21 protein-coding genes are annotated in these 25,740 nt (G+C 63.7%); 7 read left to right on the top strand and 14 right to left on the bottom strand.

What is annotated here, in order from left to right:
• Positions 1-89: 89 nt before the first annotated feature.
• Positions 90-512, top strand: coding sequence for a CHRD domain-containing protein (locus V1292_RS18640; RefSeq protein WP_334374184.1), 423 nt, complete (start codon positions 90-92; stop codon positions 510-512).
• A 205-nt stretch (positions 513-717) separates the two neighbouring features.
• On the opposite strand, the gene V1292_RS18635 is transcribed toward V1292_RS18640, so the two are convergent.
• From V1292_RS18635 to V1292_RS18600, 8 genes are all read right to left on the bottom strand, one after another.
• Positions 718-1,164 carry a c-type cytochrome gene (locus V1292_RS18635; protein ID WP_334374183.1) on the bottom strand — a complete coding sequence of 149 codons (447 nt, stop codon included), beginning with the start codon at positions 1,162-1,164 and terminating at the stop codon, positions 718-720.
• A gap of 103 nt (positions 1,165-1,267) precedes the next feature.
• The gene (locus V1292_RS18630; protein ID WP_334374181.1) at positions 1,268-3,577 is read right to left on the bottom strand and encodes a xanthine dehydrogenase family protein molybdopterin-binding subunit; all 2,310 of its coding nucleotides are present in this window, start codon (positions 3,575-3,577) and stop codon (positions 1,268-1,270) included.
• A 187-nt stretch (positions 3,578-3,764) separates the two neighbouring features.
• On the bottom strand, positions 3,765-3,911 hold the full coding sequence (locus tag V1292_RS18625) for a hypothetical protein (protein WP_334374180.1): 147 nt from the start codon (positions 3,909-3,911) through the stop codon (positions 3,765-3,767).
• Positions 3,912-3,931: 20 nt separating this feature from the next.
• Positions 3,932-5,482, bottom strand: coding sequence for a murein biosynthesis integral membrane protein MurJ (murJ, locus tag V1292_RS18620; RefSeq protein WP_334374178.1), 1,551 nt, complete (start codon positions 5,480-5,482; stop codon positions 3,932-3,934).
• A 115-nt stretch (positions 5,483-5,597) separates the two neighbouring features.
• Positions 5,598-6,749 carry a DegT/DnrJ/EryC1/StrS family aminotransferase gene (locus V1292_RS18615; RefSeq protein WP_334374177.1) on the bottom strand — a complete coding sequence of 384 codons (1,152 nt, stop codon included), beginning with the start codon at positions 6,747-6,749 and terminating at the stop codon, positions 5,598-5,600.
• A 32-nt stretch (positions 6,750-6,781) separates the two neighbouring features.
• Entirely contained in the window at positions 6,782-7,798 is a 1,017-nt protein-coding gene (locus V1292_RS18610; RefSeq protein WP_334374176.1) for a Gfo/Idh/MocA family oxidoreductase, read from the bottom strand.
• Between the two features lie 170 nt (positions 7,799-7,968).
• Positions 7,969-9,381: a mannose-1-phosphate guanylyltransferase/mannose-6-phosphate isomerase gene (locus V1292_RS18605; protein WP_334374175.1), complete on the bottom strand. Its 1,413-nt coding sequence runs from the start codon at positions 9,379-9,381 to the stop codon at positions 7,969-7,971.
• Between the two features lie 7 nt (positions 9,382-9,388).
• Entirely contained in the window at positions 9,389-10,378 is a 990-nt protein-coding gene (locus V1292_RS18600; RefSeq protein ID WP_334374174.1) for an NAD-dependent epimerase, read from the bottom strand.
• Between the two features lie 181 nt (positions 10,379-10,559).
• On the opposite strand from V1292_RS18600, the gene V1292_RS18595 reads away from it, so the two are divergent.
• Both V1292_RS18595 and V1292_RS18590 read left to right on the top strand, forming a co-directional pair.
• Positions 10,560-11,519, top strand: coding sequence for a lysylphosphatidylglycerol synthase transmembrane domain-containing protein (locus V1292_RS18595; protein ID WP_334374173.1), 960 nt, complete (start codon positions 10,560-10,562; stop codon positions 11,517-11,519).
• 28 nt (positions 11,520-11,547) lie between these two features.
• A complete protein-coding gene (locus tag V1292_RS18590; protein ID WP_334374172.1) occupies positions 11,548-12,570 on the top strand; it encodes an MraY family glycosyltransferase in 1,023 nt (340 codons plus the stop codon).
• Positions 12,571-12,575: 5 nt separating this feature from the next.
• On the opposite strand, the gene V1292_RS18585 is transcribed toward V1292_RS18590, so the two are convergent.
• From V1292_RS18585 to rfaD, 5 genes are all read right to left on the bottom strand, one after another.
• A complete protein-coding gene (locus V1292_RS18585; protein ID WP_334374171.1) occupies positions 12,576-13,772 on the bottom strand; it encodes a glycosyltransferase family 4 protein in 1,197 nt (398 codons plus the stop codon).
• Positions 13,773-13,826: 54 nt separating this feature from the next.
• Complete coding sequence (locus V1292_RS18580) at positions 13,827-15,743, bottom strand: SDR family NAD(P)-dependent oxidoreductase (protein WP_334374170.1); 1,917 nt, start codon at positions 15,741-15,743, stop codon at positions 13,827-13,829.
• An 85-nt stretch (positions 15,744-15,828) separates the two neighbouring features.
• Positions 15,829-17,118 (bottom strand): O-antigen ligase family protein, encoded by a 1,290-nt coding sequence (locus tag V1292_RS18575; RefSeq protein ID WP_442895535.1) that lies wholly within the window; start codon positions 17,116-17,118, stop codon positions 15,829-15,831.
• Positions 17,115-18,587 (bottom strand): D-glycero-beta-D-manno-heptose-7-phosphate kinase, encoded by a 1,473-nt coding sequence (gene rfaE1, locus V1292_RS18570; protein ID WP_334374169.1) that lies wholly within the window; start codon positions 18,585-18,587, stop codon positions 17,115-17,117. The genes V1292_RS18575 and rfaE1 overlap by 4 nt, the downstream gene beginning before the upstream one ends.
• An 18-nt stretch (positions 18,588-18,605) precedes the next feature.
• Entirely contained in the window at positions 18,606-19,583 is a 978-nt protein-coding gene (gene rfaD, locus V1292_RS18565; protein WP_334374168.1) for an ADP-glyceromanno-heptose 6-epimerase, read from the bottom strand.
• 164 nt (positions 19,584-19,747) lie between these two features.
• On the opposite strand from rfaD, the gene waaF reads away from it, so the two are divergent.
• The gene (gene waaF / locus V1292_RS18560; RefSeq protein ID WP_442895534.1) at positions 19,748-20,815 is read left to right on the top strand and encodes a lipopolysaccharide heptosyltransferase II; all 1,068 of its coding nucleotides are present in this window, start codon (positions 19,748-19,750) and stop codon (positions 20,813-20,815) included.
• Here the strand turns inward: waaF and V1292_RS18555 are convergent.
• Positions 20,797-21,843 (bottom strand): glycosyltransferase family 4 protein, encoded by a 1,047-nt coding sequence (locus V1292_RS18555; RefSeq protein ID WP_334374166.1) that lies wholly within the window; start codon positions 21,841-21,843, stop codon positions 20,797-20,799. The two genes, waaF and V1292_RS18555, sit on opposite strands and share 19 nt — an antisense overlap.
• 129 nt (positions 21,844-21,972) lie before the next feature.
• Between V1292_RS18555 and galE the strand changes: the two genes are divergently transcribed.
• From galE to V1292_RS18540, 3 genes are all read left to right on the top strand, one after another.
• Positions 21,973-22,986: a UDP-glucose 4-epimerase GalE gene (galE, locus tag V1292_RS18550; protein WP_334374164.1), complete on the top strand. Its 1,014-nt coding sequence runs from the start codon at positions 21,973-21,975 to the stop codon at positions 22,984-22,986.
• 104 nt (positions 22,987-23,090) lie between these two features.
• Complete coding sequence (locus V1292_RS18545) at positions 23,091-24,911, top strand: ABC transporter ATP-binding protein (RefSeq protein WP_334374163.1); 1,821 nt, start codon at positions 23,091-23,093, stop codon at positions 24,909-24,911.
• 99 nt (positions 24,912-25,010) lie between these two features.
• A complete protein-coding gene (locus tag V1292_RS18540) occupies positions 25,011-25,712 on the top strand; it encodes a fumarylacetoacetate hydrolase family protein (RefSeq protein WP_028348554.1) in 702 nt (233 codons plus the stop codon).
• Positions 25,713-25,740: the final 28 nt, after the last annotated feature.

Genomic DNA, 25,740 nt, shown 5'->3' with positions numbered 1-25,740 from the left:
GAGCCTTTGTCTGCGTTTCGGGAATAAATTCGCAAAGGCGTTGTTTTGAGGCTGACATCACCGTTTTGACGTCCACAGGGAGAAACACCATGTCGAACAAGACCATGCTTGTCACGCTTGCGTTGGGGGCAGCGATTGCTTTTTCCGGACCCGCGTCTGCCGACAAGATGAAGGCGACACTCGACGGCAAGTCCCAGGTGCCGCCCAGCACCAGCGCGGCCAAGGGTGCCGCCGACATCGACTACGATCCCGCCAGCAAGAAGCTGAGCTGGAAGCTGAGCTATTCCGGCCTGTCCGGCCCTGCCACCGCTGCGCATTTCCACGGGCCCGCAGAAGCTGGCAAAAATGCCGGCGTCGCTGTCGCCATTCCCAATGCGACGTCGAGCCCGGTCGAGGGCAGCGCGACGTTGACCGATGCGCAGGCCGCCGATCTCGTGGCAGGCAGGTACTACATCAACATCCACACCGCAGCCAATCCGGGCGGCGAAATCCGCGGCCAGGTAACCAAATAAATCAAGTCACCAAGTGAATTTGGTGACGAAGTAGGTAGGTTCGAACGCGAGCAAACAAGAAACGCTAACACAAAAGGGCGGACGCTTCGCGGCGTCCGCCCTTTTCTGAGGCCACAGCATGATCCGGAAAAGTGTGTAGCGGTTTTCCTTCGCGACAAACGCGGAACGCGTTTGCGCGGAGATCATGCTCAAAGCTAGAATGCGATCAGCCCTTCTTGATCCGGTATGTCTCGTGGCAGCCACTGCACTGCTTGCCGATGACGGGCATTTCCGCCTTGAGCGTCTCGAGATTCTTGACCTTGCCCTTCGCATCGGCGACGACCTTGGCGAAGCTCTTAATTTGGGACTCGAAGCCGGCCTTGTCTGCCCAGATTTTCGGCGAGGGGTCGTAATCACCCTCGAACTTGACACCTTTCATGCTCTCAGGGAACAGCGTCGGAAGGTTCTTGGCGGTGTCATCAAACTGGGCCAGCGCGGCATTGACAGTCGACTGGTCGTAAGGCTTTTCGCCTTTGACCATCGCCGACAACGCGCCTGCGTTTTTGCCATTGTCTTTCATCATGGCCTGGGTCCGCTTGAGCTGGTCCTGCTGTGCAACGACCGCACCGGCACTGAATGCAAGCACGGCTGCGACGATGACGATCCGCTTCATTGGCAAATTCCCTTCAATTCGGGTTTGTTCCGGCCCCAAGATGGTGCAGGCTGGCTGTTTGCAAACACCGCGTTCGGCGCATCATTCCGCATGCGACAAAATATCAGAGGTTATGCCGTTTCTGCGCCTCGCGGATCGCGATCCAGACCCGTTCGGCGGTGGCCGGCATATCGATGTGGTCGATCTTGTACTCGCGCCACAACCCCTCGATGATCGCATTGACCACCGCGGGGCATGAGCCGATCGCGCCCGCCTCGCCCGCACCCTTGACGCCGAGCGGATTGGTCGTGCACGGCACGTTGTGCGTTTCGAAATGGAATGACGGGCCGTCGGACGCGCGCGGCACCGCATAATCCATGAAAGTGCCGGTGACGAGCTGGCCGTCGGTTGCGCTATAGACCGCGTGTTCCATCAAGGCCTGACCGATGCCCTGCATCGCCCCGCCATGCACCTGGCCGGCGAGCAGCAACGGATTGAGCGTGACCCCGAAATCGTCGACGATGACATAGTTGACGATTTTGATGATGCCGGTGGCGGGATCGATCTCGACTTCGGCGAGATGCGTGCCGTTCGGGTAGGTGCCGTCGGCCTGCGCAAACGTCGCGCTCGCATTCAGTTTTGACGGATCGACGCCTGGCCGTTTCGCGAGGTCGGCGAAGCTGATCGAGCGATCGGTGCCGGCGATGCGCACGACACCATTGCTGATCTCGAGGTCGCCGGCACTGGTCTCCAGCGCTTCGGCCGCGATCTCCTTCAGCTTGTTGCCGAGTTCGCGCGTGGCGCGCTCGACGCTGACGCCGCCGGTCGGAATCGACGACGAGCCGCCAGTACCGAGGCCCGTAGGGATCTTGTCGGTATCGCCCTGCAGGACGTGAACGCGCTCCGGAGCTACGCCGAACTGTTCGGCGACGAGCTGCGCATAGGCCGTCTGGTGGCCCTGCCCGCTCGACTGCGTGCCGATCAGGATGTTGATGTCGCCATTGGGATCGAGCGCGACGTTAGCGGTCTCCTCGCCCATCGTGCCGCAGATCTCGACATAGCAGGACATGCCGATGCCGCGCACGAGACCTTGCTTCTTCGCCGCCTTGGCGCGTTTCGGAAATTCCTTCCAGTTGGCGACTTCCATCGCGCGCTTCATATGCGCGGTGAAGTCGCCGGAATCGTAGACCTTTCCGGTCGCTGTCTTGTAGGGCATCGCCTTCGGCGGAATGAAGTTCTTGCGCCGGATCGCATCCGGCGTCATCCCGAGCTTTCGCGCGGCCGCATCGACCAGACGCTCGACCACATAGGCCGCTTCGGGGCGCCCGGCGCCGCGATAGGCGTCGACCGGCACGGTATTGGTGAACACGGTGCGGACGCGGCAGTGGAAGGCCTGGATATCGTAGAGCCCGGGCAGCATGCCGGCGCCGCCATGCGGGATGTAGGGCCCGAAGGTCGAGAGATAGGCACCCATGTCGCCCATCAGATCGACGTCCATGCCGAGGAATTTGCCGTCCTCGGCCAGCGCCATCTTAGCCGTCGTGACGTTGTCGCGGCCCTGCGCGTCGCCCATGAAGTGATCGGAGCGATCGGCGGTCCATTTGATGGTCTTGCGCAGCTTGCGCGCCGCCACCGAAATCAGCGCATATTCGCGATAGGGAAACAGTTTTGTGCCGAAGCCGCCGCCGACGTCGGGGCAGATCACCCGCATCTTTTCCATCGGAATCTTCAACACCATGCCGCACAGGATTTCGCGCAGGCGATGGCTGCCCTGGCTGCCGATGGTCAGCGTCAGATGATCGCGCTTGGCATCGTATTCAGCGACCGCGGCGCGCGTCTCCATGAAGTTGGTGATGACGCGCGGGTTGACGATCGATATCTCTGCGATCGCATGCGCCTTGGCAAAGGCGGCCTCAGCCGCTTTCTTGTCGCCGACCGACACGTCGAACAGCACATTGCCGGGCTTGTCGGGCCAGACCAGCGGCGCGTCTTTCTTCACGGCATTGACGACGCCGACCACCGACGGAAGCGGCGTCCATTTGACGTCGATCGCCTCGATCGCGTCACGGGCCTGGTCGATGGTGTCGGCGACTACGAAGGCGACGGCGTCGCCGACATGGCGCACCTCGTCCTTGGGAAGAATCGGATAGGGCGGGCCGGTGAACGGATCGACTTCCAGGTTGAACAGGCACGGCAGGTCGCCGAGATCCCTGACGTCGTCGGCGGTCAGGATCGCAGCCACGCCCGGCATCCCGCGGGCCTTGGTGACGTTGAGGGTGAACTTCGCGTGCGCATGCGGCGAGCGCAGCATCAGCGCGTGCAACGCCGGCTGTGGCGAATGGTCGTCGGTATAGCGGCCCTTGCCGCGAATGAGCGCGTCGTCCTCCTTGCGGAGGACGCTTTGACCGACGCCGAACTTGATGGGAGCAGCCATCGTATCTCCAATTCCCGGTTTTTCCAGCGGCGCCATATTGCAGCGGTTGTCGGCTCAGCGCAAACCGCTTTCGCCCGAATAACCACAGCACCGGCGCAAGCAGATCGCTGCGCACCGCGACCCTTTTCGCGGCTGCACAACAAAAAAGCCCGGCCAATGCCGGGATGGAAGGAAGATAACGCCGCAATCAATACTTCGCGACCACTGGGCCGCCGAAGGTGTAGTTCAGGCCGACCCGCAGGACGTGGCCGTGGAAGCGCGTATCTACGTCGGCCCGGATCGCGCTGGCCGGTGCGAGCATGAAGCTACGCGCACGGCAGCTGTCGAAATCCATGTAGAGGCATTCCCATTTGTTTACAGCCGTTTAGGACCAGACCTCCGGTCACGCAGCAGCGAGAATATCCACCCCCGGCCAAACAGCAGCATGATTGCGACCCCGTACACGAATGCACCGGTCACGATCAGCAACGCCAATGCGGTCTCATCGCGGAACGTGTGCATCTGCGCGAAATAGAAGCTCGCGAATCGCGCGGTGGCCCACAGCGCAGCGCCGAGCACGACACCGGCCGCGGCGAACTTGGCGAGCGACGTCATCCAGGCGCGGTCGAGTTCGAGGTAGCCCGCCCGCACCGCGAAGGCGAGCACCAGCAAAAGATTGACCCAGGCCCCAATGGCGGTGGCGAGCGCCAGGCCGATTTGCGCCAGTGCGCCCATCAGCGCGACCTTCAGCGCGACGTTGACGGCAACGCCGGTCAGCGCCGCCTTGACCGGCGTCGCGGTGTCCTGACGGGCATAGAAGGTTGCTACCGCACTTCGGATGGTCACGAACGGGATGAGTCCGATTGCGTAAGCGGCCAGCGTGGCGCCGGCAGCCACCGCATCCGCGTTCGAGAACGCGCCGCGCGCAAACATCGCGCGCATGATCACATCAGGCACGGTCAGGAAGGCGGCGACGAATGGCACCGAAAACAACAGCGAGAATTCGAATGCCCGCCGCTGCGCGGCTGATGCGCCGGTGATATCGTTCGCCGCAAGGCGCCGCGACATTTCCGGCAGCAACACGGTGCCGATCGCGATCCCGATCACGCCGATCGGCAACTGGTTGAGACGGTCGGCGTAATACAACGCCGAAAGCGCGCCCGCCGGCAGAAAGGTCGCGATGATCGTATCGGCGAACAACGCGATCTGCGTTCCCATCGAGCCGATGGTCGCAGGCCCCAGCGCCCGGAAGAACGCGCGCACGTCTTCATCGAATTTGATCGAAGCGAATTTCGGCAGAATGCCGGTCTTTGCCGCATCACCCGCCAGCAGCAGGAACTCGAGGATGCCAGCGAGCAGAAGGCCCCATGCGGCGGCGTAGCCCGCGCCCGGAAAGAACGCTGCCAGCGCCAGCGTCGCCATCATCGACAGATTGAGGAAGATCGGCGCGGCGGCGGCGCTGGCGAAACGATGCATCACGTTGAGCATGCCGCCGTACAGCGTCACCAGCGTGATCAGCAGCAAATACGGAAACGTGATCCGCGTCAACGAGATCGCCAGCTCGCCACGCGCCGGATCGTCCTTGAACCCCGGCGCAAGAATGGCGATCACTTCCGGCATGAACACCCAGGCCACAACCAGCAAAACAACCTGGGCGGCGAACAAGAGCGTGAAGATCCGATCGGCGAACAGTTTTGCCGATGCTTCGCTTTTGCCGTGCAGATGCGCGTAAGCCGGCACGAAGGCGGCATTGAAGGCGCCTTCGGCGAAGATCGCTCGAAAATGATTGGGCAGCCGCAGCGCCACGAAAAACGCGTCCGCGACGGGACCCGCGCCGAGAATCGCGGCGAGCATGATATCGCGCGCGAATCCGGTCAGCCGCGAAAGCAGCGTATAACCGCCGACGGTGAAGATGCGTCCGAGCATGCGCCGCTTCTAGCGCATATCGCGAGACGGGGAAATCGGGCAGCTAACGTTTAGGCATGATCCGGTCCGAAAACCCGAAGGCCGTCTCGCGCTGACGCGGCCCTTCGGGTCGCCATCATGCCTGAAGCGCGCCGCGCACGGCCTCGATAACGCGATCCTGCGTCGGCTCGTCGAGATAGGCGTGGATCGGCAGGCTGATGACATCGTCCGAGAGCTTTTCGCTCGCCGGCAACCCGCCATCCGCAATCGGAAAATCCCGGTAGGCGGTCTGTTGATGCATCGATTTCGTGTAGTAGACCATCGTCGGAACGCCCTGCACCTTCAACGCTGCCGCAAAACCGTCGCGATTGGTCCCCTTTGGCAGGCGGATGGTGTACTGCGCCCAAACCGAGGTGCATCCGGAAGCCAACCGCGGCACCGTCACCAAATTGCCAAGACCGCGCGCATAGCGCTCGGCAACGCGGTTGCGGGCCGCGATCTCGTCTTCGAAAATCTTCAACTTCTCGATCAGGACCGCCGCCTGCATGGTGTCGAGACGTCCGGTCAGGCCAAGGCGTACGTTGTCGTATTTGTCGGAGCCCTGGCCGTGCACGCGGATGCTGCGCAACGTCTCGGCAAGTTTGTCATCGTCGGTAAAGATGGCGCCGCCATCACCGAAACAGCCGAGCGGCTTGGTCGGGAAGAAGCTGGTCGCGGTCGCAAGTCCCAAGGAGCCGATATGGCGGCCCTTGTAGCTCGCGCCAAAACCCTGTGCGGCGTCATCGAGCACGAACAGGCCCTCGGCCTGCGCGACCTCTGCGATCGCATCGTGGTCGGCGCTTTGGCCGAACAGGTCGACGGGGATCACGGCGCGCGGCTTCAGGCCGCGCTGCCTGGCCGTCGCGATACCGCGCTTGAGCGAGGCGGCATCCATATTGAAGGTTGCTTCATCGACGTCGACGAACACCGGCGTTGCGCCGGTCAGCGCTACCGCTTCACCGGTCGCGCAGAACGTGAACGATGGACACAGCACGGCGTCCCCCGGGCCGACTTCCTTGGCCATCAGCACCATCAAAAGCGCATCGGTGCCGCTCGCGCAGCTCACGACATGCTTGGCGCCGCAAAAATCGGCCAAGGCCTTTTCCAGCACGGCGACTTCCGGACCATTGATGAAGAGGCAATGGCTCGTCACACGCGAGATCGCCTCATCGATCGATGTGCCGAGCCGACGACGCTGCGAGGCGAGGTCATAGAAGGGAACGGGTTCTGGACGCATGTGCTGGTTCATGGAGCCTTGCAGAAATCTAAAGTGAGAGGTTCTCAGCCGGCGATGCGGCGCGGTCCCTTGCGCGCGGCAGACGCCGCAGGCTTGGCGGGCTGCTCGAGGCAGCGGATCGCGATCTCGAGACTGGCGACGCCCTCGTCGCCGGAAACCGCCGGCATATTGCCGGTGCGGACGGCATCGAGGAATGCGATCAGTTCGGCGCGCAGCGGTTCATCATGGCCGACCGGCAGATGCCGCATCGAGTAGCTGCCGTCGGGCTTGAAGCCGAAGCACTCGGTCACCTGCCGCGTCAGGAGATCGCCCATCACATATTTGCCGCGGGTTGCGACCGTAACGCTGCGCGCCTTGAACGGCGTCAGCCAGTTGGTGTTGATGTGGGCGAGCACGCCGGAGGCAGTGCGGAACTGCAGCAGCGCGATGTCCTCGCGCTCGGCGACCGCGCTGGAGAGCTGCGGCTGCACCTCGACGATATCGGACTCGGTGAACCAGCGGATCAGGTCGATATCGTGGACGGCGAGATCGATCACGACGCCGACATTGGACATCCGCGGCGGAAATGGCCCGACGCGGGTGATACCGATCGAAAGAATGTCCTCGCCCGAGATCGCCTGCTTGATCGCGGCGACCGCTGGATTGAAGCGCTCGACATGGCCGACCATCAGCGTCACGCCGGCACTACGCGCCGCATTGACGATGTCCTGCCCTTCCTCGACGGTCGAGGCCACCGGCTTCTCGACCAGGAGGTGGATGTTGCGGGTGATGCAGGCGAGCGCAATCTCGTGATGGAGATGGGTCGGCGCCGCGATCGTAATGGCATCGACGCCCTCGTCAAACAGCTCGTCGAGTTCGGCGAACGCACGGCAGCCGGCGAGCGCGGTGGCGCGCGCACGGTGTTCGGGCAACGGATCGACAATGCCGACCAGCGTCACGCCGGGCAGACCGGCCAGCACGCGGGCATGGTTGCTGCCCATCACACCCGCGCCGACCACGCCGACGCGCAAGCCGCGTTTTGCGTCGGCCTTCGCATCGAATGCGGACCCTTTGGAACTCATGATTTGTCGACCCCAAGCAGATTTTAGGCGGATTCTAAGCAGAACTGCGCCGGAGTATCCCCGGCGGTTCTCTAGCACGCCATCACAGATGTGGCGAACGCGATCGACGGTTTTCGGACACGTTTTGATTCAAAGAATTACAACCCCGGCCCGGTAAAACTACGGTCGGCTCAACTGCGCTGGTAGTCGTCCTCGATGCGGATGATGTCGTCCTCGCCGAAATAGCTGCCGGTCTGGACCTCGATCAGCTCGAGCTGGATCTTGCCCGGATTTTCCAACCGGTGCACCGCGCCGATCGGGATGTAGATCGATTCGTTCTCGTGCACGGTCTTGACCAGTTCATTGACCGTCACCTGCGCCGTTCCGCGCACGACGATCCAGTGCTCGGCACGATGGTGGTGTTTCTGCAGCGACAGCCGCCCGCCCGGCTTGACGATGATGCGCTTGACCTGATGCCGGTCGCCATTGTCGACCGACTGATAGGATCCCCAGGGCCGATGTACCCTGATGTGGTCTTCCGTCACCTGCGGCGCCACTGTCTTCAGTTTCGCGACCAGCCGCTTCAGCCCGTTGGCGTCCTTCTGCCGGCTAACCAGCACGGCGTCCTGGGTTGCGACCACCACGAGGTCGTCGACGCCTTCGAGCGCGACCAGCGCGCGATCAGTCGATACGTTGCAATTGCGCGAATCCTCAAACACGGCTGCGCCGCGCGCCGCGTTGCCCTCGCCGTCCTTGCCGGACAATTCCCACACCGCATGCCAGGAGCCGACATCGGACCAGCCGCACGAGACCGGCACGACCGCGGCACGCGAGGTCTTCTCCATCACCGCATAGTCGATCGAGATCGATTTCGCCGATCCGAACGCGGCCTCGTCGAGCTTGACGAAGCCAAGGTCGGTGCCTGCCTTCGTCACTGCATCACTGACGGCTTGGACGCTGTCCGCATCAACCTTGCCGTACTCATCCGACAGCACGGCGGCGCGGAACATGAAGTTGCCGCTGTTCCAGAGATAGCCCGACTTGACGTAATCAGCCGCGGTTGTCGGATCGGGCTTCTCGACGAACTTGGCGACTGCGCGAACCTTGCCGGAAATGACCTCGCCGGGATTGATGTAGCCATATTCGGTGGCAGCGCGTTCGGGCTGCACGCCGAACGTCACGATGTGCCCGGCTTCCGCCGCGGCCAGCCCCTCGCGGCAGGCGGCGAGGAAAGCGGACGTGTCGCGCACGACGTGGTCGGCGGCGAGCGCCAGCAGAATGGCATCCTTGTCGCGCGCCTGTGCAAAGGCGGCGCCGGCCGCGATCGCAGGCCCGGAATCTCGCCGCATCGGTTCGAGAAGCACGTCGGCTTCCAGTCCGATCTCCGCCAGTTGCTCGAGCACCATGAAGCGATAGGCGTTGTTGGTGATGATGACGGGCCGTTCGAACAGACCAGCATCCGAAACCCGCAACAGCGTATCCTGGAACGTCGAACGCGCGCCGAACAGGGACAGGAACTGCTTGGGATGAACCTCGCGCGAGGCCGGCCACAGCCGCGTTCCCGCGCCGCCGCACATGATCAGGGGAATAATTCGTCGGTTCATCGGCGTCTCAAATCCTGTAATAGTCACGATACCAGGCGACAAAATCGGCAAGCCCGTCCTCGATCGAGGTTTGCGGCCTGAAGCCGGTGTCGCGCATCAGTTCCGCAACATCGGCAAAGGTCTCGGTCACGTCTCCGGGCTGCATCGGCAGCATCTCCTTGACCGCCGCGCGGCCCAGCGCCTGTTCCAGAACTGCTACCACATGGGTCAGCTCTTCCGGACGATTGTTGCCGACATTGTAAACTTTTGCTGGCGCCCCGGCGGCCCCACCGGCGTCGCCGGGTGCCTGGTCGACCAGCCGCAACACGGCGCGCGTCGCATCGTCGATATGGGTAAAGTCGCGCCGCATCCTGCCATGGTTAAAGAGCCGGATCGGCGTGCCTTCCACGATTGCTTTGGTAAAGAGGAAAACCGCCATATCGGGCCGTCCCCACGGCCCATAGATGGTGAAGAACCGCAAGCCCGTCACCGGAAGACGATAGAGATGGCTGTAGGAATGCGCGATCAGCTCATTGGCCTTCTTGGTGGCGGCATATAGGCTGATCGGATGGTCGGTCTTGTCGTCCACCGAAAACGGTAGTTTCGTATTGGCGCCGTACACCGATGAGGACGACGCATAGACCAGATGGCCGCAGCCATGATGCCGACAACCTTCCAGCACATTGACGAAGCCTGCGAGATTGGCATCGACATAGGCATGCGGATGATCGATCGAATAGCGCACGCCGGCCTGCGCCGCCAGATGCACCACCCTGGGAAAGCGGTGTTTGGCGAACAGGCGTTCCACTGACGTACGATCGGCGAGATCGATCTGCTCGAATGTGAAACCCTGCTCTGGGCGCAGAACGTCCAGCCGCGCCCGCTTCAGCGCCGGATCGTAATAATCGTTGAGACTGTCGAGCCCGATCACGGCGCGGCCTTCGGCCAGCAGCCGGCGCGCAACGTGGAAGCCGATGAAACCCGCAGCTCCGGTGACCAATATGGGTTGATCCGGCATCGTATCCTTGGAAGGCGCCGCTCAATGGCTGAAATTTCTGTCGCTAGGCCTCTTTACCTGCGTTGCCGAGGCCACCGCAACACCTACCAGCCCAGCTATTGCCAGATCGGCCCGAAAACCATACCAAGGCGCCGAATTGCATCGCTTTTTGCACCCTCTTCTCAAACCCGGCACGGGCGAGATGCGCCGAATCCTGTTTTCGACATTGAAGATACTGGTCTCGGCGGCGCTCTTGTATTTCTCGTTGCGCAAGGTCGACCTCGCCGACCTCGCGGCCCGCATCGACGTTTCCAGCCTGGGCTGGATCGGCGTGGCGATCGCCGTGACGTTCCTGCAGATATTCGTCGGCGTCCTGCGCTGGCGCGAGATCGGGGCGGAATGCGGCGCGCCGCTGCCGACCCGGCAGGCGATGCGCTTCAACGTGATCGGGATGTTCTTCAACCAGACGCTACCGTCCTCGATCGGCGGCGATGCGGTCAGGCTATGGCTCGTCGCGCGCAACGGCGCCGGCTGGCGGGCGGCGACCTATTCCATCTTCGTCGACCGCGCCATCGGCCTGATCGCGCTCGCGGTCGTCATCGTTGCGAGCCTGCCGTGGAGCTATCGCCTGATCACCGATCCCCACGGCAGGTCGGCGCTGCTGTTCGTCGATTTCGCAGCGCTTGCCGGCGGCCTCGGATTTCTCCTGCTCGGCAGGCTGCGGTGGCCGTGGCTGAAGCACTGGTGGGGTACCCATCACATCCACGCCTGCTCGGTGATCGCCAATCGCGTGCTGTTCAGCCGCACTCACGGCCCCAAAGTCGCGGTGCTGTCGTTATTGGTGCACGTGCTTGCCGTCGTCATCGCCTGGTGCGTGGTGCAGTCGATCGCCGCCCCCGTGATGTTCGGCCAGATCTTCCAGCTCGTTCCACCCGTCATGCTGATCACCATGCTGCCGATCTCGATTGCCGGCTGGGGCGTCCGCGAAGCCACCATGGGGCTGGCGTTCGGCTATGCCGGCCTGATGGCCAACGAGGGCGTCAACATCTCCCTGCTTTATGGCGCAGTATCCTTCATCGTCGGCGCGATCGGCGGGCTGGTCTGGATATTGAGCGCCGAGAAGGCCGCGCAGGGCACGGCGCCGATCGAGGTTCCCAAATAACCTTCGAGTAGCTTTCCGCACGGACAGAATGACCAATTCGCAATTATTGCTGTCGTTTGCTGCCGCGGCGTCGGCTGTGCTGTTGTCGGCCGTGCTGACCTGGGCGGTCCGGCCGCTACTCGCGCGAATAGCGTTGGCAAAACCGAATGCGCGCTCTTCCCATCGGATTCCGACGCCGCAAGGTGGAGGCATCGCGGTGATCGCGGCCACGCTGATCGCGGCCGTCACAGTCATCGCGTTTGCCGGCACGGCGGAGATGAAAATCCCCATAGCCGTGTTCGGCGCGACGCTGTTCATCGCGGCCGTCGGCTTTGCCGATGACGTCAATTCGCTTCCCGTGGTGCCGCGGCTATTGCTGCAGGGACTAGCCGTCGCGGCGGTGATCTTGGTGGCCCCCGACGGCTTACGGATCGTTCCTGCCTGCCCGCTCTGGCTCGAGCGCGGCCTCCTGATCCTCGCAGGCCTGTGGTTCGTGAACCTCGTCAACTTCATGGACGGGCTGGACCTGATGACGGTCGCCGAGATCGTGCCCATCACCGGCGCACTCGTTCTGCTCGGCTGGCTCGGCGGACTTCCGGCATCGACGACGGTCGCCGCCGCAGCGCTGTTCGGCGCGATGCTCGGCTTCGCGCCCTTCAACCGGCCGGTAGCAAAAATCTTTCTCGGGGACGTCGGCAGCCTGCCGATCGGCCTGTTGGCCGGCTGGTGTCTCTTGCAGCTCGCCTGGCACCAGCAAGTGGCAGCGGCGCTGCTGTTGCCGCTCTACTACCTCGCCGATGCGACCGTCACGCTGCTGCGGCGCGTCGCGCGGCGCGAGCCGTTCTGGGCCGCGCATCGCACCCACTTCTATCAGCGCGCCACCGACAACGGCTTTTCGGTGTGGCGCGTGGTGAGCGAGGTGTTCGCGCTCAACCTCGTGCTGGCTGCGCTGGCGGTCGGCTCGGTCATGACCTCGTCGACGGCGATCGCCGGCCTGCTGCTCGGTGCTGGAGGCGCCGTGACGGCGCTCTTGATGCACCGTTTCTCACGTCGGCAACCGTCTCGCGTCTGATCCAGCTACTTCTGCACGAGTTCGCGGATCAGCCCGCAATAGTCGTCCATGGCGATCTCAAAATCAAAACGCCTGGAGATTTCAGCCGCGCGTTCGGCCCGCTGTGGGTCGTCGGCCCGGGCGGCGCGACTGACCGCTTTCGCCAGTTCGCCGGCGTTGCCGGGCTCCACCACCCAGCCGACATCGTGCTCGATGACCGTCAGCGCCGCCTCGGCATCCGCTTCGGAAACCAGGATCACCGGACGGCCGATCGCCAGCAGATTGTAGAACCGGCTGGGCACCGACACGCCGGCGACGTTCCTGCGGTAGGGAATGATCCAGACGTCCGCCGCCGAAAGAAACGCCTCCAGCTGCTCCTCCTCGACGCGATCGACCAGGGTAACGTTCGGGAGCTTTGCCTCAGCCTGCATGGCCTTCAACTGGTCGAACCCGATCCCCCAGCCCGACAGCAGGAAGTGTATATCCTTGTCGTCACGCAGCAGGCGCGCCGCTTCGAACACGACGACGGGATCGTGGGTAAAGCCGAGATTGCCTGACAGTCCGACGACGAAGCGGGCGGAAAGCGAACGGCGGTATGGATTGTCCGGGTCGATCGCGCGAACGCCACGTGCAAGTGTCGCCCAGTTTGGAATGAAGCGGATCTTGTCGCTTGTCATTCCGCCATAGCGCAGCAGCAGCTTCTCGGTGTCGCGGCCGATGATGACGACGGCATCGAGCGCGCGAAACATCGGCGCGTTCAAGGCGCGCATCGCTTTCGCAACGATCGACTGCGGCTTCAACAGGCCAGCCATGACGAGGACGTCGGGATAGAGATCGTGCATGATCAGCGCCGATCTCGCGCCTTTCAATTTGGCCGCGGCGGCAAAAGCGTAAGGCAGCATGAAGGGTGCCGGCACGGTCAGCGTGACGTCACCGCGCCGCAACCTCGCCAGCATCACGAAAAACATCCGGACCGTGAACAGCAATTCGGCCACGGCGCGCTTTCCCAGCGCGCCCTTGCCCGGCATCCAGTTCTTGACCTCGACGACCTCAGGCTTGCCCGCTTGCACCGATATCGCGGAACCCACCGTTCCCGACAGCACCAGCACCTCGGCCTCCTGCGCCACGCGGTCGGAAATCGCGGCCATGATCGCTGCCGTCGTGCTCGGATCGGGCGGGTAATGCTGGCTGACGACGACGACTTTTCCGGACTTCTGCATCATGGCTTCCGAAGGGGCACGAATGGCCGCGGGGACCGACCGGGCGAGGCAGCAAAATCAGGCGGCGTTCGATCCGAATTCCGGCACGGCATCCTTGAGCACCGCGCGGATGGTGGAGCGGTCATCCCGCCCGATTGCATCCTCCAGTGCCGCGAGCCATTTGCGCAAGATCTGCATCGGCGGCTCATTCGGCTTAGCCGCCATGATGCCGGCGACCCCGATCTCGACCGTCGGCTCCTCGCTGGCGAACAGGATCTCGTTCAGCCGCTCGCCCGGCCGCATGCCGGTGAACACCACCTCGATGTCGACGCCCGGTTCGAGGCCGGACAGGCGGATCATCCGCTCGGCAAGCTCCACGATTTTGACCGGCTGTCCCATGTTGAGGACATAGACGGAGACGTCGGGTCGCGCCGGCGTCAGCGCGTGCGTGGCTGCGGTCAGCACGAGATCGCAGGCTTCGCGGATCGTCATGAAGTACCGGACCATGTCCGGATGCGTTACCGTGACAGGACCGCCGGCCTCGATCTGCGCCTTGAATTTCGGCACCACCGATCCGTTCGAGGCCAGTACGTTGCCGAACCGCACCGAGATCAGCCTCATGTGCGGCCTGCCCTCCGATTGCGTCATCAGGTCGTGGTCGAGCGCCTGACAATACATTTCGGCGAAGCGCTTGGTCAGGCCCAGCATCGAGACCGGCTCGATCGCCTTGTCGGTCGAGATCATCACCATGGCTTCGGCGCCCGCCGCCTGCGCGGCGTCGGCGACATTGACGGATCCGAAGATGTTGGTCTTGACGCCCTCGCTCCAATCGCGCTCGAGGATCGGCACGTGCTTCAGCGCGGCGGCATGGAACACGATATCGGGCTTGAACTCCCGCATCAGGCTTATGATCCGGTCACGATCGCGGATGTCGGCGATCCGGCCTTCGATGGCGGCATTGGCTGCGCGTGCCGTCAGCGCTTCCGTGACTGCGTAAAGCGCCGGTTCCGAGTGCTCGATCACCAACAGCCGCGCAGCGCCAAAGGTCGCGACGCGGTCGCATATCTCCGAACCGATCGAGCCGCCGCCGCCGGTGACGATCACCGCCTTGCCCTTCACCAGCGCTTCAAGCCGCGCGTAATCGATCTTCTCGCTTGGCCGCAGCAAAAGATCTTCGACGGCGACATTGGTCAGCCGCGGCACGTCGCCGCCTTCGAGCGACGGCAGGCGGCTGACGAACAGCCCGAGCCGCTTGGCCCGCATCAGAACCGCCTCGGGGTGTGCCTCCGGTTCGAACGCCGACGGCGTCATGACGACCCGCGAAATCGGCTTTCCCCGTCCGGCATAATCGCGGACCACGTCCTCGACGTCATCGATCCCGCCCAGCACCGGCACGTTGCGGATCGACTGCCCGAGGTCCGCGGCCGACGACGACAGCACGCCGACCGGCCAAAGCTGCTTGACTGCGCCGCTCTCGATCGCGCGCAACAGCACCTCGGCGTCGGCGGCGCGGCCGATCAACAGCGTCGCCGACGCGCCTTCGGTCCGCGCATGGCGGCGAACCCGCGTGTAACGGAAATAGCGATATCCGAAGCGGAGCGCGCTCAGCGCGAACACCTGAAGGAACCAGTAGAGCACAATGGTGACACGGCCGAACAGCACCGGCGCCTTGCCGTTCGATGCGGCGAAAATGAAGGCGTAGTCCAGCACGACGAGCGCTACCGCCAGAATGGTCGCCACGCGCAGGATGTTCAGCGCATCGGGAAGCGAAATGAAACGCCACTTCGTCGTCGTCAGATTGAAGACGTAGCAGATAACGATGCTGAAGGCGACGAACAGCGGTAAGATCTTGAGCAGCAGCGGCAGGCGGGCATAGAAGCCGTCGCCTCCCTCGAAGCGCAGGTAGAAGCTTGCGAGCAGCGCGAGCGCGGTCACCAACGCATCATGCGCTGCAATCAGGTAATTGCGACGGGTCAGTTGCGAAAGAGGCGTCATTCCATTGGCCGGCTGCGGAAACGATCGGGATTCGCGGGGCGTCCCTCGCCCGCTGATATCTTATCTGCGGCGTGCACGCCAGCGATCATGGCCGGACTGTTCCGGAAGATTCCGCTGCCTCTGACCTGGCGCGCAGCACCATGCCTCCGGCAACTCCGACGCCCAGCACATACATCCAGCCTTCATGGAAGTCGAAGATGTGGGAGTTGAACAACGAGGTGAAGATATTCTGCACTACGACCAAAAGCCCGATCCAATTCGCAAGCCCGTCGCCACGGAACAGGAGCAGGTGCAACAGCCACATCGCGTACAGTATGACGACACCGACAATGCCCCATTGCACCGCGACGTTGAGCGTCTGGTTATGGGGATTTCCGATCACTTCGCTGCTGGCCTGGTGTGAGTCGTGCGTGGCGACGCGCTCGAACAGGCCGCGCGTCGCGCCCGTGCCGTGGCCGATCAGCGGTGCCTCGGCAAAGAAACCGAAAGACTTCCGCCAGAACTCGAGCCGCAGCCCGATCGATGTCGGCATGTTTTGTTCCTTGTAGAGCCGATAATCCCGGGCAAACGTCTCCGCGGTCCGGCGCAACGCTGGCGAGGTCTGCCAGGCAACGGCGGCGAACGCGGCCGCTACGCACAGGATGATGACGATGCTGCGCCACCTCAGATGCAGCAGCGCAAACACCGCAAACATGATCGGCACCGTGACCAATGCCGTGCGCGACACCACCAGGAACGCCATGTTGACAAAGAAGCCGAAGGCGATGGCGGTGAGCAGCACGGCCAGCGCAATCCGCTTTTCCCGCAGCAGCATGATGACCGGATAGGCGAGCGCAACCGCGCACAGCGTGAATTCCTGACTCTGGGCGATGTAGTTCTTGACAAAGATGCCGCGCGCGGCGAGCTCCGGCGTCCGCAACGAAAGTTCGGGACGCAAAAACACCAGCCAGGACATCAGCATCAACAGCGTGCACGAAACGAGGAAAGCTCCAAACACCCACGACCCGCGCGCCGAGCGCTCGAAATGATAGAGCAGGACCGGAAGCACCAGGAGCTTCGCGGCCGGCCCCACAGCATAGAATCGCGCGCCCCAAGCGGCGTCCGACCACAGGGTTCCGACAAGCGCCAGAACGAACAGGACGATCGGCAGCGCGGAAATCGGGCGCTTCAGCGAGGCAACAAAGCTCTTCAACTCGACCGTCGGCGCAACCGTGACCAGAAGCACAGCGCCGAAAATACCGACCAGCGAAGTCGACCATGGCAGCGACAGCGCAAGCAGGACCGCGACGACGTCGCTCACCTTCATCCATGCGGCCGGATCGCGCCAGATCGGCAGCGCCTTGGCGATCGGCGACGAAGCTGCGTTCGCGCTCACGCCTTGCCTCCCCGGGCGCGGCCAACCAGCGACGTCGTGCTGTGGCCCGGCAGGATATCGACGAGCACGACCTCGCCGCCGGTAGCCTCGACGATCTCGTGGCCGACGACCTGCTCGCGCGTATAATCGCCGCCCTTGACCAGCACGCTCGGCCTCACCCGCGTGATCAGGTCGATCGGCGTGTCCTCCGCGAAAATCGCGACGAGATCGACCGCCTCCAGCGCTGCCAGCACTTCGGCGCGCGCCCGCTCATCCTGCACCGGGCGTCCCTCGCCCTTCAATCGTTTCACCGAGGCATCGCTGTTGAGGCCGACGATCAGGCGGTCGCAGGCGCCGCGCGCCGCCGTCAGCACCTTGACGTGACCGGGATGCAGAATATCGAAGCAGCCATTGGTGAAGCCGATGCGCAGCCCCTGCCGGCGCCACTCCGCCAGATGCACGGCGAGATCGCCGCCTGCCGGCACGATCTTCTCTTCGGCCGCCAGCGACGCATGCGGCAGGATTTTCCGCCGCAGCTCCGCGGGCGTCACGGTAGCGGTGCCCTTCTTGCCGACCGCGACCGCGGCCGCGGCGTTCGCCATCCTGAGCGCCGTCTCCCAATCGGCTTGGGCCGCAAGCGTCAGCGCCAGCACCGCGGCAACCGTGTCACCCGCGCCCGAGACGTCGCGTACCTTGACCGGCAGCGCCGGCACATGGATCGCTTCGCCGCCGCGAACCACCAGCGTCATGCCGTGTTCGCTTTGCGTCACCAGCATGGCCTCACAGTCGGCAAGGTACATCGCGTCCTGCGCCGCCTCGGCAATGTTCTGGTCGGTGTCGGCGCGGCTGCGGGTGGCTTCGGCAAACTCCTTGCGGTTGGGAGTCAGCAGCGTGGCCCCGCGATAGATCGCGAAATTGACGCTCTTGGGATCGACGATCACGCGCTTGCCAAGCTTCTTCGCGGCGTCAATGATGTTGCGGATGACGCGCGCCGTCAGCACGCCCTTGGCGTAGTCAGACAGCAGCACGATGTCAGCGCGCGCGACCAGCGGCAGGATCGCACCGATCAGCCGCTGCTCGACATCGGCCGAGGCCGGCACGGCCTGCTCCCAATCCGCGCGCAGCATGTGGGTGGAAAAATGCTCGGAGACGAAGCGCACCTTGCGCGTGGTCGGGCGGGAGGGATCGGATACCAGCACGGCCTCTATCAGGCTTTCCCGCGCCAGATCGGCCTTCAGCTTCGCACCCGCCTCGTCTTCGCCGATCAGGCCGGCAAAGATGCAGCGCGCGCCGAGAGACGCAATGTTGCGCGCGACATTGCCGGCACCGCCGACATTGGTCTCGCTACGCTGGACCGCGATAACGGGCGCCGGTGCTTCCGGCGAAACACGGGATACATCGCCATAGACGAACTCGTCGAGCATGAGATCGCCGACGCAGAGCACGGTCTGATTTGGGATCGCCTGGCTCAGCGCTTCAAAATCGAACATCTGTCTACCTGGTGCCCATCAGCGAAAGCGATCGGGACGGTCGAGAAAAACCTTCACATAGGTCTCGACCGCGTCTTCGAGCGCAGTGAAGCCGCCATTATACCCGGCGTTCAGCAGCCGATCGACTTCGCTCTGGGTGAAGTATTGATAGCTACCGCGGATCTGCTCGGGCATGTCGATATACTGGATGTTCGGTGCGATGCCGAGCGCGGCATAGGCCGACAGCATCAGATCGCGAAAGCTGCGGGCCGTGCCGGTTCCGACGTTGAAGATGCCGCTGACATCAGGCGTCGAGAGCAGCCACATCGTGACGCGCACGACGTCGTCGACATAGATGAAGTCGCGCCGCTGGTCCCCGTCGGCGATCCCTTCCCGATGCGACTTGAACAATTGCACCGGACGGCCCGCCTTGATGTCGTCGAAGCGCCGCGCCAGCACGCTCATCATCGTGCCCTTGTGATATTCGTTGGGGCCGAACACGTTGAAGAACTTCAATCCCGCCCATTGCGGCGGCAGCCGTTCGCCGCGCGCTGAGCGTTCGGCGACCGCCATGTCGAACAAATGCTTGCTCCAGCCATAGAGGTTCATCGGCCGCAGCCGCTTCAGCGCGTCCATTGACTGGTCGTCGCCAAACCCCTGCTCGCCGTCGCCATAGGTCGCGGCCGAGGACGCGTAGATCAGCGGCGTGGCGTTGGCCGTGCACCAGTCGAGCAACCGCATCGACAGGCGGAAATTGGTCTCGATCACCAGGTCGCCGTCTGTCGCCGTGGTCTCGGAAATGGCGCCGAGATGAATGATGGCTTCCAGCCGGCGACCCTTCAACCAGTCCATCAGTTCCGAAGGCGGTACAAAATCGGCCAGCCGGCGTTTGGCCAGATTGCGCCATTTGCCATCATGGCCGAGCACGTCGCACACGACGACGTCCCGGCCGGCGTCATTCAACGCAGCCACGACGTTCGACCCGATAAAACCGGCGCCCCCGGTCACCAGCAACATGCCATCCCCTGCCATGATTGTTCGGGCGAAAGCTTTGCCTCACTCCCGCGCGGCAGGCAACTTTGCTCCTCGGCGAATCCAACACCGAATCGACCGGCTTTACGTGTCGCCTTGGAGCGGTTACCGACGGGCCGGCAATCGGTTAGCGGCGAAACAGCCAAGATATGAATTTTAATTCACCAAATGGGATCGAAATGGAAGATAGCGCCGACACCAGGCCTATTCTGATCGTTCCCTATATGTGGATTGGCGACTTCGTCCGCGGCCATACGGTGGTGCGGGTGTTGAAGCAGCGCTGGCCGAACCGCCCGGTCGACCTCCTGGTGACCCCCCTTTGCGCACCGCTGGTCGACTATATGCCCGGCGTCCGGGCGGGCATCGTCTGGAACCTGCCGCGCAGCCGGCTTGCGCTGGCCAAGCAGCGGGGCCTCGCCACCGAACTGCGCGCCCGCGGCTATGGAACCGCCCTCGTCCTGCCCCGCACCTGGAAGGCGGCGATTGCGCCCGCGCTGGCCGGGATCCCCGAGCGTGTCGGCTTTTTCGGCGAAGCGCGATTCGGGCTGATCAACCGGATGCGCTGGGGCGAAAAGGCCCTGCCCCGCTTCATCGACAAGAATGCCGCGCTGGCGCTGCCCGACAGCGCGCCGCTGCCGCCGGAATGGCCAGTGCCGCAGCTCGTGGTTCCGCAGGAGGAAATCGCCCGCTGGCGGCAGGCCAACGGGCTCGGCACCAGACCTGCGGTGGCGCTGGCGCCGGGCTCAGTCGGCGCGTCAAAGCGATGGACCTATTATCCGCAAGTCGCGCGGCTGTTGATCGAACGCGGGCTCGACGTCTGGGTGGTCGGCGGTCCCGGCGAGAAGGGGCTGGCGCAGGACATCGTTACCGCCGGCGGCGACAAAGTCCGCGACCTCACCGGCACCGACCTGCGCAACGGTATTCTGGCGATGGCAGCCGCCGGCGTCGCCATCTCGAACGACTCCGGCCTGATGCACATCGCGGCCGCGATCGGCACGCCGACCATGGGCATTTTCGGGCCCACCAGCCCCTATCTCTGGGCGCCGCTGAACGGCCTCGCCGCCACTGTTGTTCAGACCAAGGCCGTGCTGCCCTGCCAGCCCTGCCAACGCACCGTCTGCACCATGAACGACCATCGCTGCATGCGCGACATCGACCCCACCTACGTGGCCGATGTCGCGCATCGCCTGCTGGTCGGTCAGCCGAGCGTCCGATAGACCGCGGCGATCGCATTCGCCTCGGCATCGAGGCTGAACTTTTGCAGCACACGCGCACGCGCGCGTTCGCCCATCGCATGCGCCGAGACCGGATCGCGCATCAGCGGCTCCAATGCGGCAACCAGCGCATTGACGTCGCCCGGCGGCGTCAGCACGCCGGTCACGCCATCCTCAACCACGAATTCGGCTGCGCCTGCCCGCGCCGCCACCAGCGCCGCACCTGCCGCCATCGCCTCGATCAGCGTCAGGCCAAAGCCTTCGTTGCGCGAGGTGAAGGCGTAGATCGTCAGCCGCGGATACCAGCGCTGCACTTCCTCGATTTCGAGCTCGCCCGTGATGACGATGCGCGATTGCAGCCCGGCCACCTCGATCTGCCGTTTCAAGCCGTCGGCAAAACCCTGCTGCTCTGGCACGACCGCGCCGACGATGACAGCGGTGAAATCGGGATAGTGCGGCAACAGCCGGCACATCGCCTCGACAAAAACATCCGTGCCTTTTTGCGCGCGCACCCGGCCGAAGCAGCCGATCGCGTAATGTCCCGGCAGGTTCGCCTCGGCAAACGCCGCCGCGCGGTCGGCCGGCGGCGCATAGCGCATCGTATCGACGCCGTGCATCACCACCGTCGCCTCGCGCTTGAGGAACGACGCCGACAATTCGGAGGTCGCGATCACGGCATCCATCTGCCGGATCAGCCAGCGCGTCAGCCAGGTGTGATGCCGCTGCGCCGCCGAGGTGAAGACCAGTTTCAGCGGCCAGCCGAGCGCACGCAGCAAGACGCCGACAATCATCTCGTCGTTGCGTCGCGCGTGCCAGATCAGGGAGTTGCGATGCCGCCAGAGTTTTAACAGATCCGCAAAACCCATCCGCGCGATGCCGTCGGGCGCGTGTGGCCCGAGCCATGCTGCGCGGAACATCTGCGCAAGCTTCGGCGCCACCATCCGGTTGGTCGCCGTGACGCCCGAATAGCGCCTGTGCAGATTCGGCACGATCAGTTGCAGATCACTGGCCAAATTGTTCTCGATCGGCACGTCCGGCTCCGTTTCGGCCAGTTCCTATACGCAACATTAAGCATAGTGGCCAGTTCGGCCTGTGCCGAAACCCCCTCTTCACCGCGAGCCCCCTAGCATCGCCCGCAAATAAATCGGGAGAGGTGACCCATGACCGTGCTCGTCACCGGTGGTGCCGGCTATATCGGAAGTCATACGGTTCATGCGCTGGTGGACGCCGGCGAAAGCGTCGTCGTGATCGACAACCTGTCCACCGGATTTTCCTCACTTTTGCCCCGCCCCGTGCCGCTGTTCATCGGCGACGCCGGCGACGAAAACCTCGTCGAGGGCGTGATCGCCCAGCACCGCGTCGAGAGCATCATTCATTTCGCGGGCTCCGTTGTAGTGCCGGATTCGATGCGGGATCCGCTCGGCTATTACCGCAACAACACCATGACGACCCGCAGCCTCTTGAACTCAGCGGTGAAGGGCGGAGTCGGCCGCTTCATCTTTTCGTCGACGGCTGCCGTGTACGGCAATCCGGACCAGGTGCCGGTGCCGGAACAGGCGCCGACGCGGCCGATGTCGCCTTACGGCTCCTCCAAGCTGATGACCGAAATCATGCTGCATGACGTCGCCAGTGCGCACGACATGCAGTATGTCGTGTTGCGCTATTTCAACGTCGCCGGCGCCGATCCGAACGGCCGTTGCGGCCTCTCGACCGTCGGCGCGACGCATCTGCTCAAGATTGCGGTCGAAGCCGCCACCGGGCAGCGCGCCAAGGTCGACGTGTACGGAACCGACTACCCGACGCCGGACGGAAGCTGCATCCGCGATTTCATCCATGTCAGCGATCTCGCGGAAGCCCATCGCGCCGCGCTGTCGTACCTGCGAGGCGGCGGAAGCTCCATCACGCTGAACTGCGGCTACGGCCGCGGCTACTCGGTGCTGGAAACCATCGAGGCCGTCCGCCGCGTCTCGATGCGCAATTTCGCGGTTCAATATGCGCCACGCCGGCCCGGCGACATCGTGACCATGGTTGCCGATACCAGCCGCATTCGCTCAACGCTGGAGTGGACGCCGCAATTCGACAATCTCGAAACCATCGCCGGCCACGCGCTGACCTGGGAAAAGAGGTTGTTCAGCGAACGCGGCGGCCTTCCGCAGCACGCGGAATCGGCCTGAAACCAAGCGCTTATTGGGCTTGAAAAAGCTCGCTTTCGCAGGCAAGGAGGCATCGCAGCAGCCCTGACGCGCCGGGCTATCCAGGCGCCGTCAATGGAACGCGGATGACCGAACTTCCTACAGAAACTCCGAAGAAAATCACCGACGACCCATATGGTGCGGCGATCCTGATTCGGCGCCTCGTCGCTGAACAGGGGCTCGCCTACTGGCGGCGCTATCTGCTCGCCTTTTCGCTGATGGGATTAGCGGCGGTGACAACCGCGGGTTCCGCCTACCTGCTCGGCGAGGTCATCAACAAGGCCTATGTCGACAAGGATGTGCGCGGGATTGCGCTCTTGTCGCTGGTCACCGTCGTCATCTTTACGATCAAGGGTGCGGCGACCTACGGGCACACCGTGATCCTGTCGCAGATCGGCAATGCGATCCTCGCAAATAACCAGCGCCGGCTGTTTGCCAAGCTGATGAGCGAAAACATCGCGTTCTTCTCCGAGCGGCATTCATCGGAATTCCTGGCGCGGCTCACTGCTGGCGCCACCGCGGTGACGCAGGTGCTCAATCTCCTGATCAACGCCATCGGCCGCGATCTGCTGTCGCTGATCGCGCTCGTTGTCGTCATGGTGATGACCGATCCCCTGATGGCGCTGCTCGGTTTTGCGGTGGCGCCGCCGGCGATGATCGTGCTGCGCAAGCTGGTGAAGCGCATCAAGGGTCTTGCACACAACCAGTTCTCCGGCACCGCCGACATCATGGAGACGATGCAGGAATCGCTGCAGGGCATCCGCACCGTGAAAGCCTTTACGCTCGAACAGGCGATGCGCGAACGGATCGACGCCAGTATCGCCGCGGTCGAGCGCAACGCCAACAAGATGGCGCGCGTTTCCAACCGCTCCAGCCCATTGATGGAAACCCTCGGCGGCTTCGCGATCGCGGGCGGCCTGATGTATGGCGGCTATCGCGTGGTCGCGATGGGCGCTTCGCCCGGCCAGTTCTTTTCATTCCTGACCGCGTTCCTATTGGCCTATGAGCCGGCCAAGCGGCTGGCGCGGCTCAACATCGAGCTCAACAGCAACCTGATCGGCGCGCGCAAGCTGCTCGAAATCGTCGACACCCCACCGAGCGAGCCTGACGACAGTGACAAGCCGACGCTGAAACTCACTGACGCGCGGGTCGAGTTCCGCGACGTGACCTTCGGCTACCGGCCAGGCGAGCCGGTCCTCAATCGCATGAGCTTCGTCGCCGAGCCCGGCAAGACCACCGCGCTCGTCGGCCCTTCCGGCGGCGGCAAGTCCACCGTGCTCGCGCTGCTGCTGCGGCTCTACGAGGTGAACCAAGGCGAAATCCTGGTCGACGGCCAGAACATTTCCAGCGTGTCGCGGCAATCGCTGCGGCGGCAGACCGCCTATGTCGGCCAGGACGTCTATCTGTTCCGCGACACCATCGGCGCCAACATCGCCTTCGGCAAGGAAGGCGCCAGCCAGGACGAGATCGTGGCGGCCGCGAAGGCGGCCTGCGCGCACGATTTCATCATGGGCTTTCCGCTCGGCTACGACACGCCGGTCGGCGAGCACGGCACGCAGCTATCCGGCGGCCAGCGCCAGCGCATCGCAGTGGCCCGGGCGCTGATCAAGAACGCGCCGATCATCCTGCTGGATGAGGCGACCGCAGCGCTCGATTCCGAATCCGAGAAAGCCGTGCAGGAGGCGATCGAGCATCTTTGCCAGAACCGCACCACCATCGTGATCGCCCACCGCCTGCACACCATCATGCATGCCGATGCCATCCTGGTGGTCGAGGCCGGCGAGATCGTCGAACGCGGCCAGCATGACGATTTGCTGCGCCGCGGCGGGCGCTATGCCTCCTTCTTCCGCCTGCAGCAGCGCGAAGCCGGTCCGCCCAGTCTGGCGCCGATCAGCGCAACCGCGTAAAAGCTAGAGCATGATCCGGAAAAGTGGGCACCGGTTTTCCGAAAAGATCATGCTCAACTAGAAGACTCCAGATTTCCACCGTAACCCGAGACACTTTTCATGACCGCAGCCTCCTACGTCATATCAGCAGCCCCGCAGCCCACGCTTCCCGTCGTCGGCGAGACCGGCTCCTATCCGGTTCGCCGCATCTGGTGCGTCGGGCGCAACTATCTCGAGCACATCCGCGAGATGGGCAATGACGAGCGCGCGCCGCCGTTCTTCTTCGCCAAGCACGCCGACATGCTGGTGCCCGACGGCGCCACAATTCCCTATCCGCCGCTGACCAAGGACCTGCATCACGAAGTCGAACTGATCGTCGCGATGAAGAGCGGCGGCCTCAACATCCCGGCCGACAAGGCGCTCGATCATGTCTACGGCTACGCCGTCGGTATCGACCTCACCCGCCGCGACCTGCAGATCGCCTCGCGCAAGAAGGAGCGGCCGTGGGAAGTCGGAAAGTCCTTCGACTATTCCGCGCCCTGCTCCGCTATCCAGCCCGCATCCAAGATCGGCCATCCCGCCAAGGGCAAGATCTGGCTGACGGTCAACGGCAAGGAAACGCAGAAGGGCGACCTCACCGAACTGATCTGGAGCGTGCCCGAAATCATCTGGCAGCTCTCGCAGCAGGTGAAACTCGCCGCCGGCGACATCATCATGACCGGCACACCGGCTGGAGTCTCGCAGCTCAATCCCGGCGACAAGATCGAGTGCGGCGTCGACGGCGTCGGCACGCTGAAGGTGAATATCGGCAAGCCGGAATAAGCCGACGATACTTACGACAGCAAAAAGC

This window comes from Bradyrhizobium sp. AZCC 1719 (assembly GCF_036924525.1).
Classification (GTDB): domain Bacteria; phylum Pseudomonadota; class Alphaproteobacteria; order Rhizobiales; family Xanthobacteraceae; genus Bradyrhizobium.
Note: the sequence above shows the minus strand (reverse complement) of the source record. Positions and strands in the feature narration are given on the sequence as shown.

Bases quoted from the DNA above. Each gene is read 5' to 3' on its own strand.
- V1292_RS18580 (WP_334374170.1), bottom strand. From the start codon at position 15,743: ATGACGCCTCTTTCGCAACTGACCCGTCGCAATTACCTGATTGCAGCG.
- V1292_RS18630 (WP_334374181.1), bottom strand. From the start codon at position 3,577: ATGGCTGCTCCCATCAAGTTCGGCGTCGGTCAAAGCGTCCTCCGCAAG.
- murJ (WP_334374178.1), bottom strand. From the start codon at position 5,482: ATGCTCGGACGCATCTTCACCGTCGGCGGTTATACGCTGCTTTCGCGG.
- V1292_RS18615 (WP_334374177.1), bottom strand. From the start codon at position 6,749: ATGAACCAGCACATGCGTCCAGAACCCGTTCCCTTCTATGACCTCGCC.
- V1292_RS18610 (WP_334374176.1), bottom strand. From the start codon at position 7,798: ATGAGTTCCAAAGGGTCCGCATTCGATGCGAAGGCCGACGCAAAACGC.
- rfaD (WP_334374168.1), bottom strand. From the start codon at position 19,583: ATGTTGCTGGTGACCGGGGGCGCCGGTTTTATCGGGTCGAACGTCGTG.
- rfaE1 (WP_334374169.1), bottom strand. From the start codon at position 18,587: ATGTTCGATTTTGAAGCGCTGAGCCAGGCGATCCCAAATCAGACCGTG.
- V1292_RS18625 (WP_334374180.1), bottom strand. From the start codon at position 3,911: ATGGATTTCGACAGCTGCCGTGCGCGTAGCTTCATGCTCGCACCGGCC.
- V1292_RS18585 (WP_334374171.1), bottom strand. From the start codon at position 13,772: ATGATGCAGAAGTCCGGAAAAGTCGTCGTCGTCAGCCAGCATTACCCG.
- V1292_RS18595 (WP_334374173.1), top strand. From the start codon at position 10,560: ATGCGCCGAATCCTGTTTTCGACATTGAAGATACTGGTCTCGGCGGCG.
- waaF (WP_442895534.1), top strand. From the start codon at position 19,748: ATGAATTTTAATTCACCAAATGGGATCGAAATGGAAGATAGCGCCGAC.
- V1292_RS18600 (WP_334374174.1), bottom strand. From the start codon at position 10,378: ATGCCGGATCAACCCATATTGGTCACCGGAGCTGCGGGTTTCATCGGC.
- V1292_RS18545 (WP_334374163.1), top strand. From the start codon at position 23,091: ATGACCGAACTTCCTACAGAAACTCCGAAGAAAATCACCGACGACCCA.
- V1292_RS18590 (WP_334374172.1), top strand. From the start codon at position 11,548: ATGACCAATTCGCAATTATTGCTGTCGTTTGCTGCCGCGGCGTCGGCT.
- V1292_RS18640 (WP_334374184.1), top strand. From the start codon at position 90: ATGTCGAACAAGACCATGCTTGTCACGCTTGCGTTGGGGGCAGCGATT.
- galE (WP_334374164.1), top strand. From the start codon at position 21,973: ATGACCGTGCTCGTCACCGGTGGTGCCGGCTATATCGGAAGTCATACG.
- V1292_RS18605 (WP_334374175.1), bottom strand. From the start codon at position 9,381: ATGAACCGACGAATTATTCCCCTGATCATGTGCGGCGGCGCGGGAACG.
- V1292_RS18540 (WP_028348554.1), top strand. From the start codon at position 25,011: ATGACCGCAGCCTCCTACGTCATATCAGCAGCCCCGCAGCCCACGCTT.
- V1292_RS18635 (WP_334374183.1), bottom strand. From the start codon at position 1,164: ATGAAGCGGATCGTCATCGTCGCAGCCGTGCTTGCATTCAGTGCCGGT.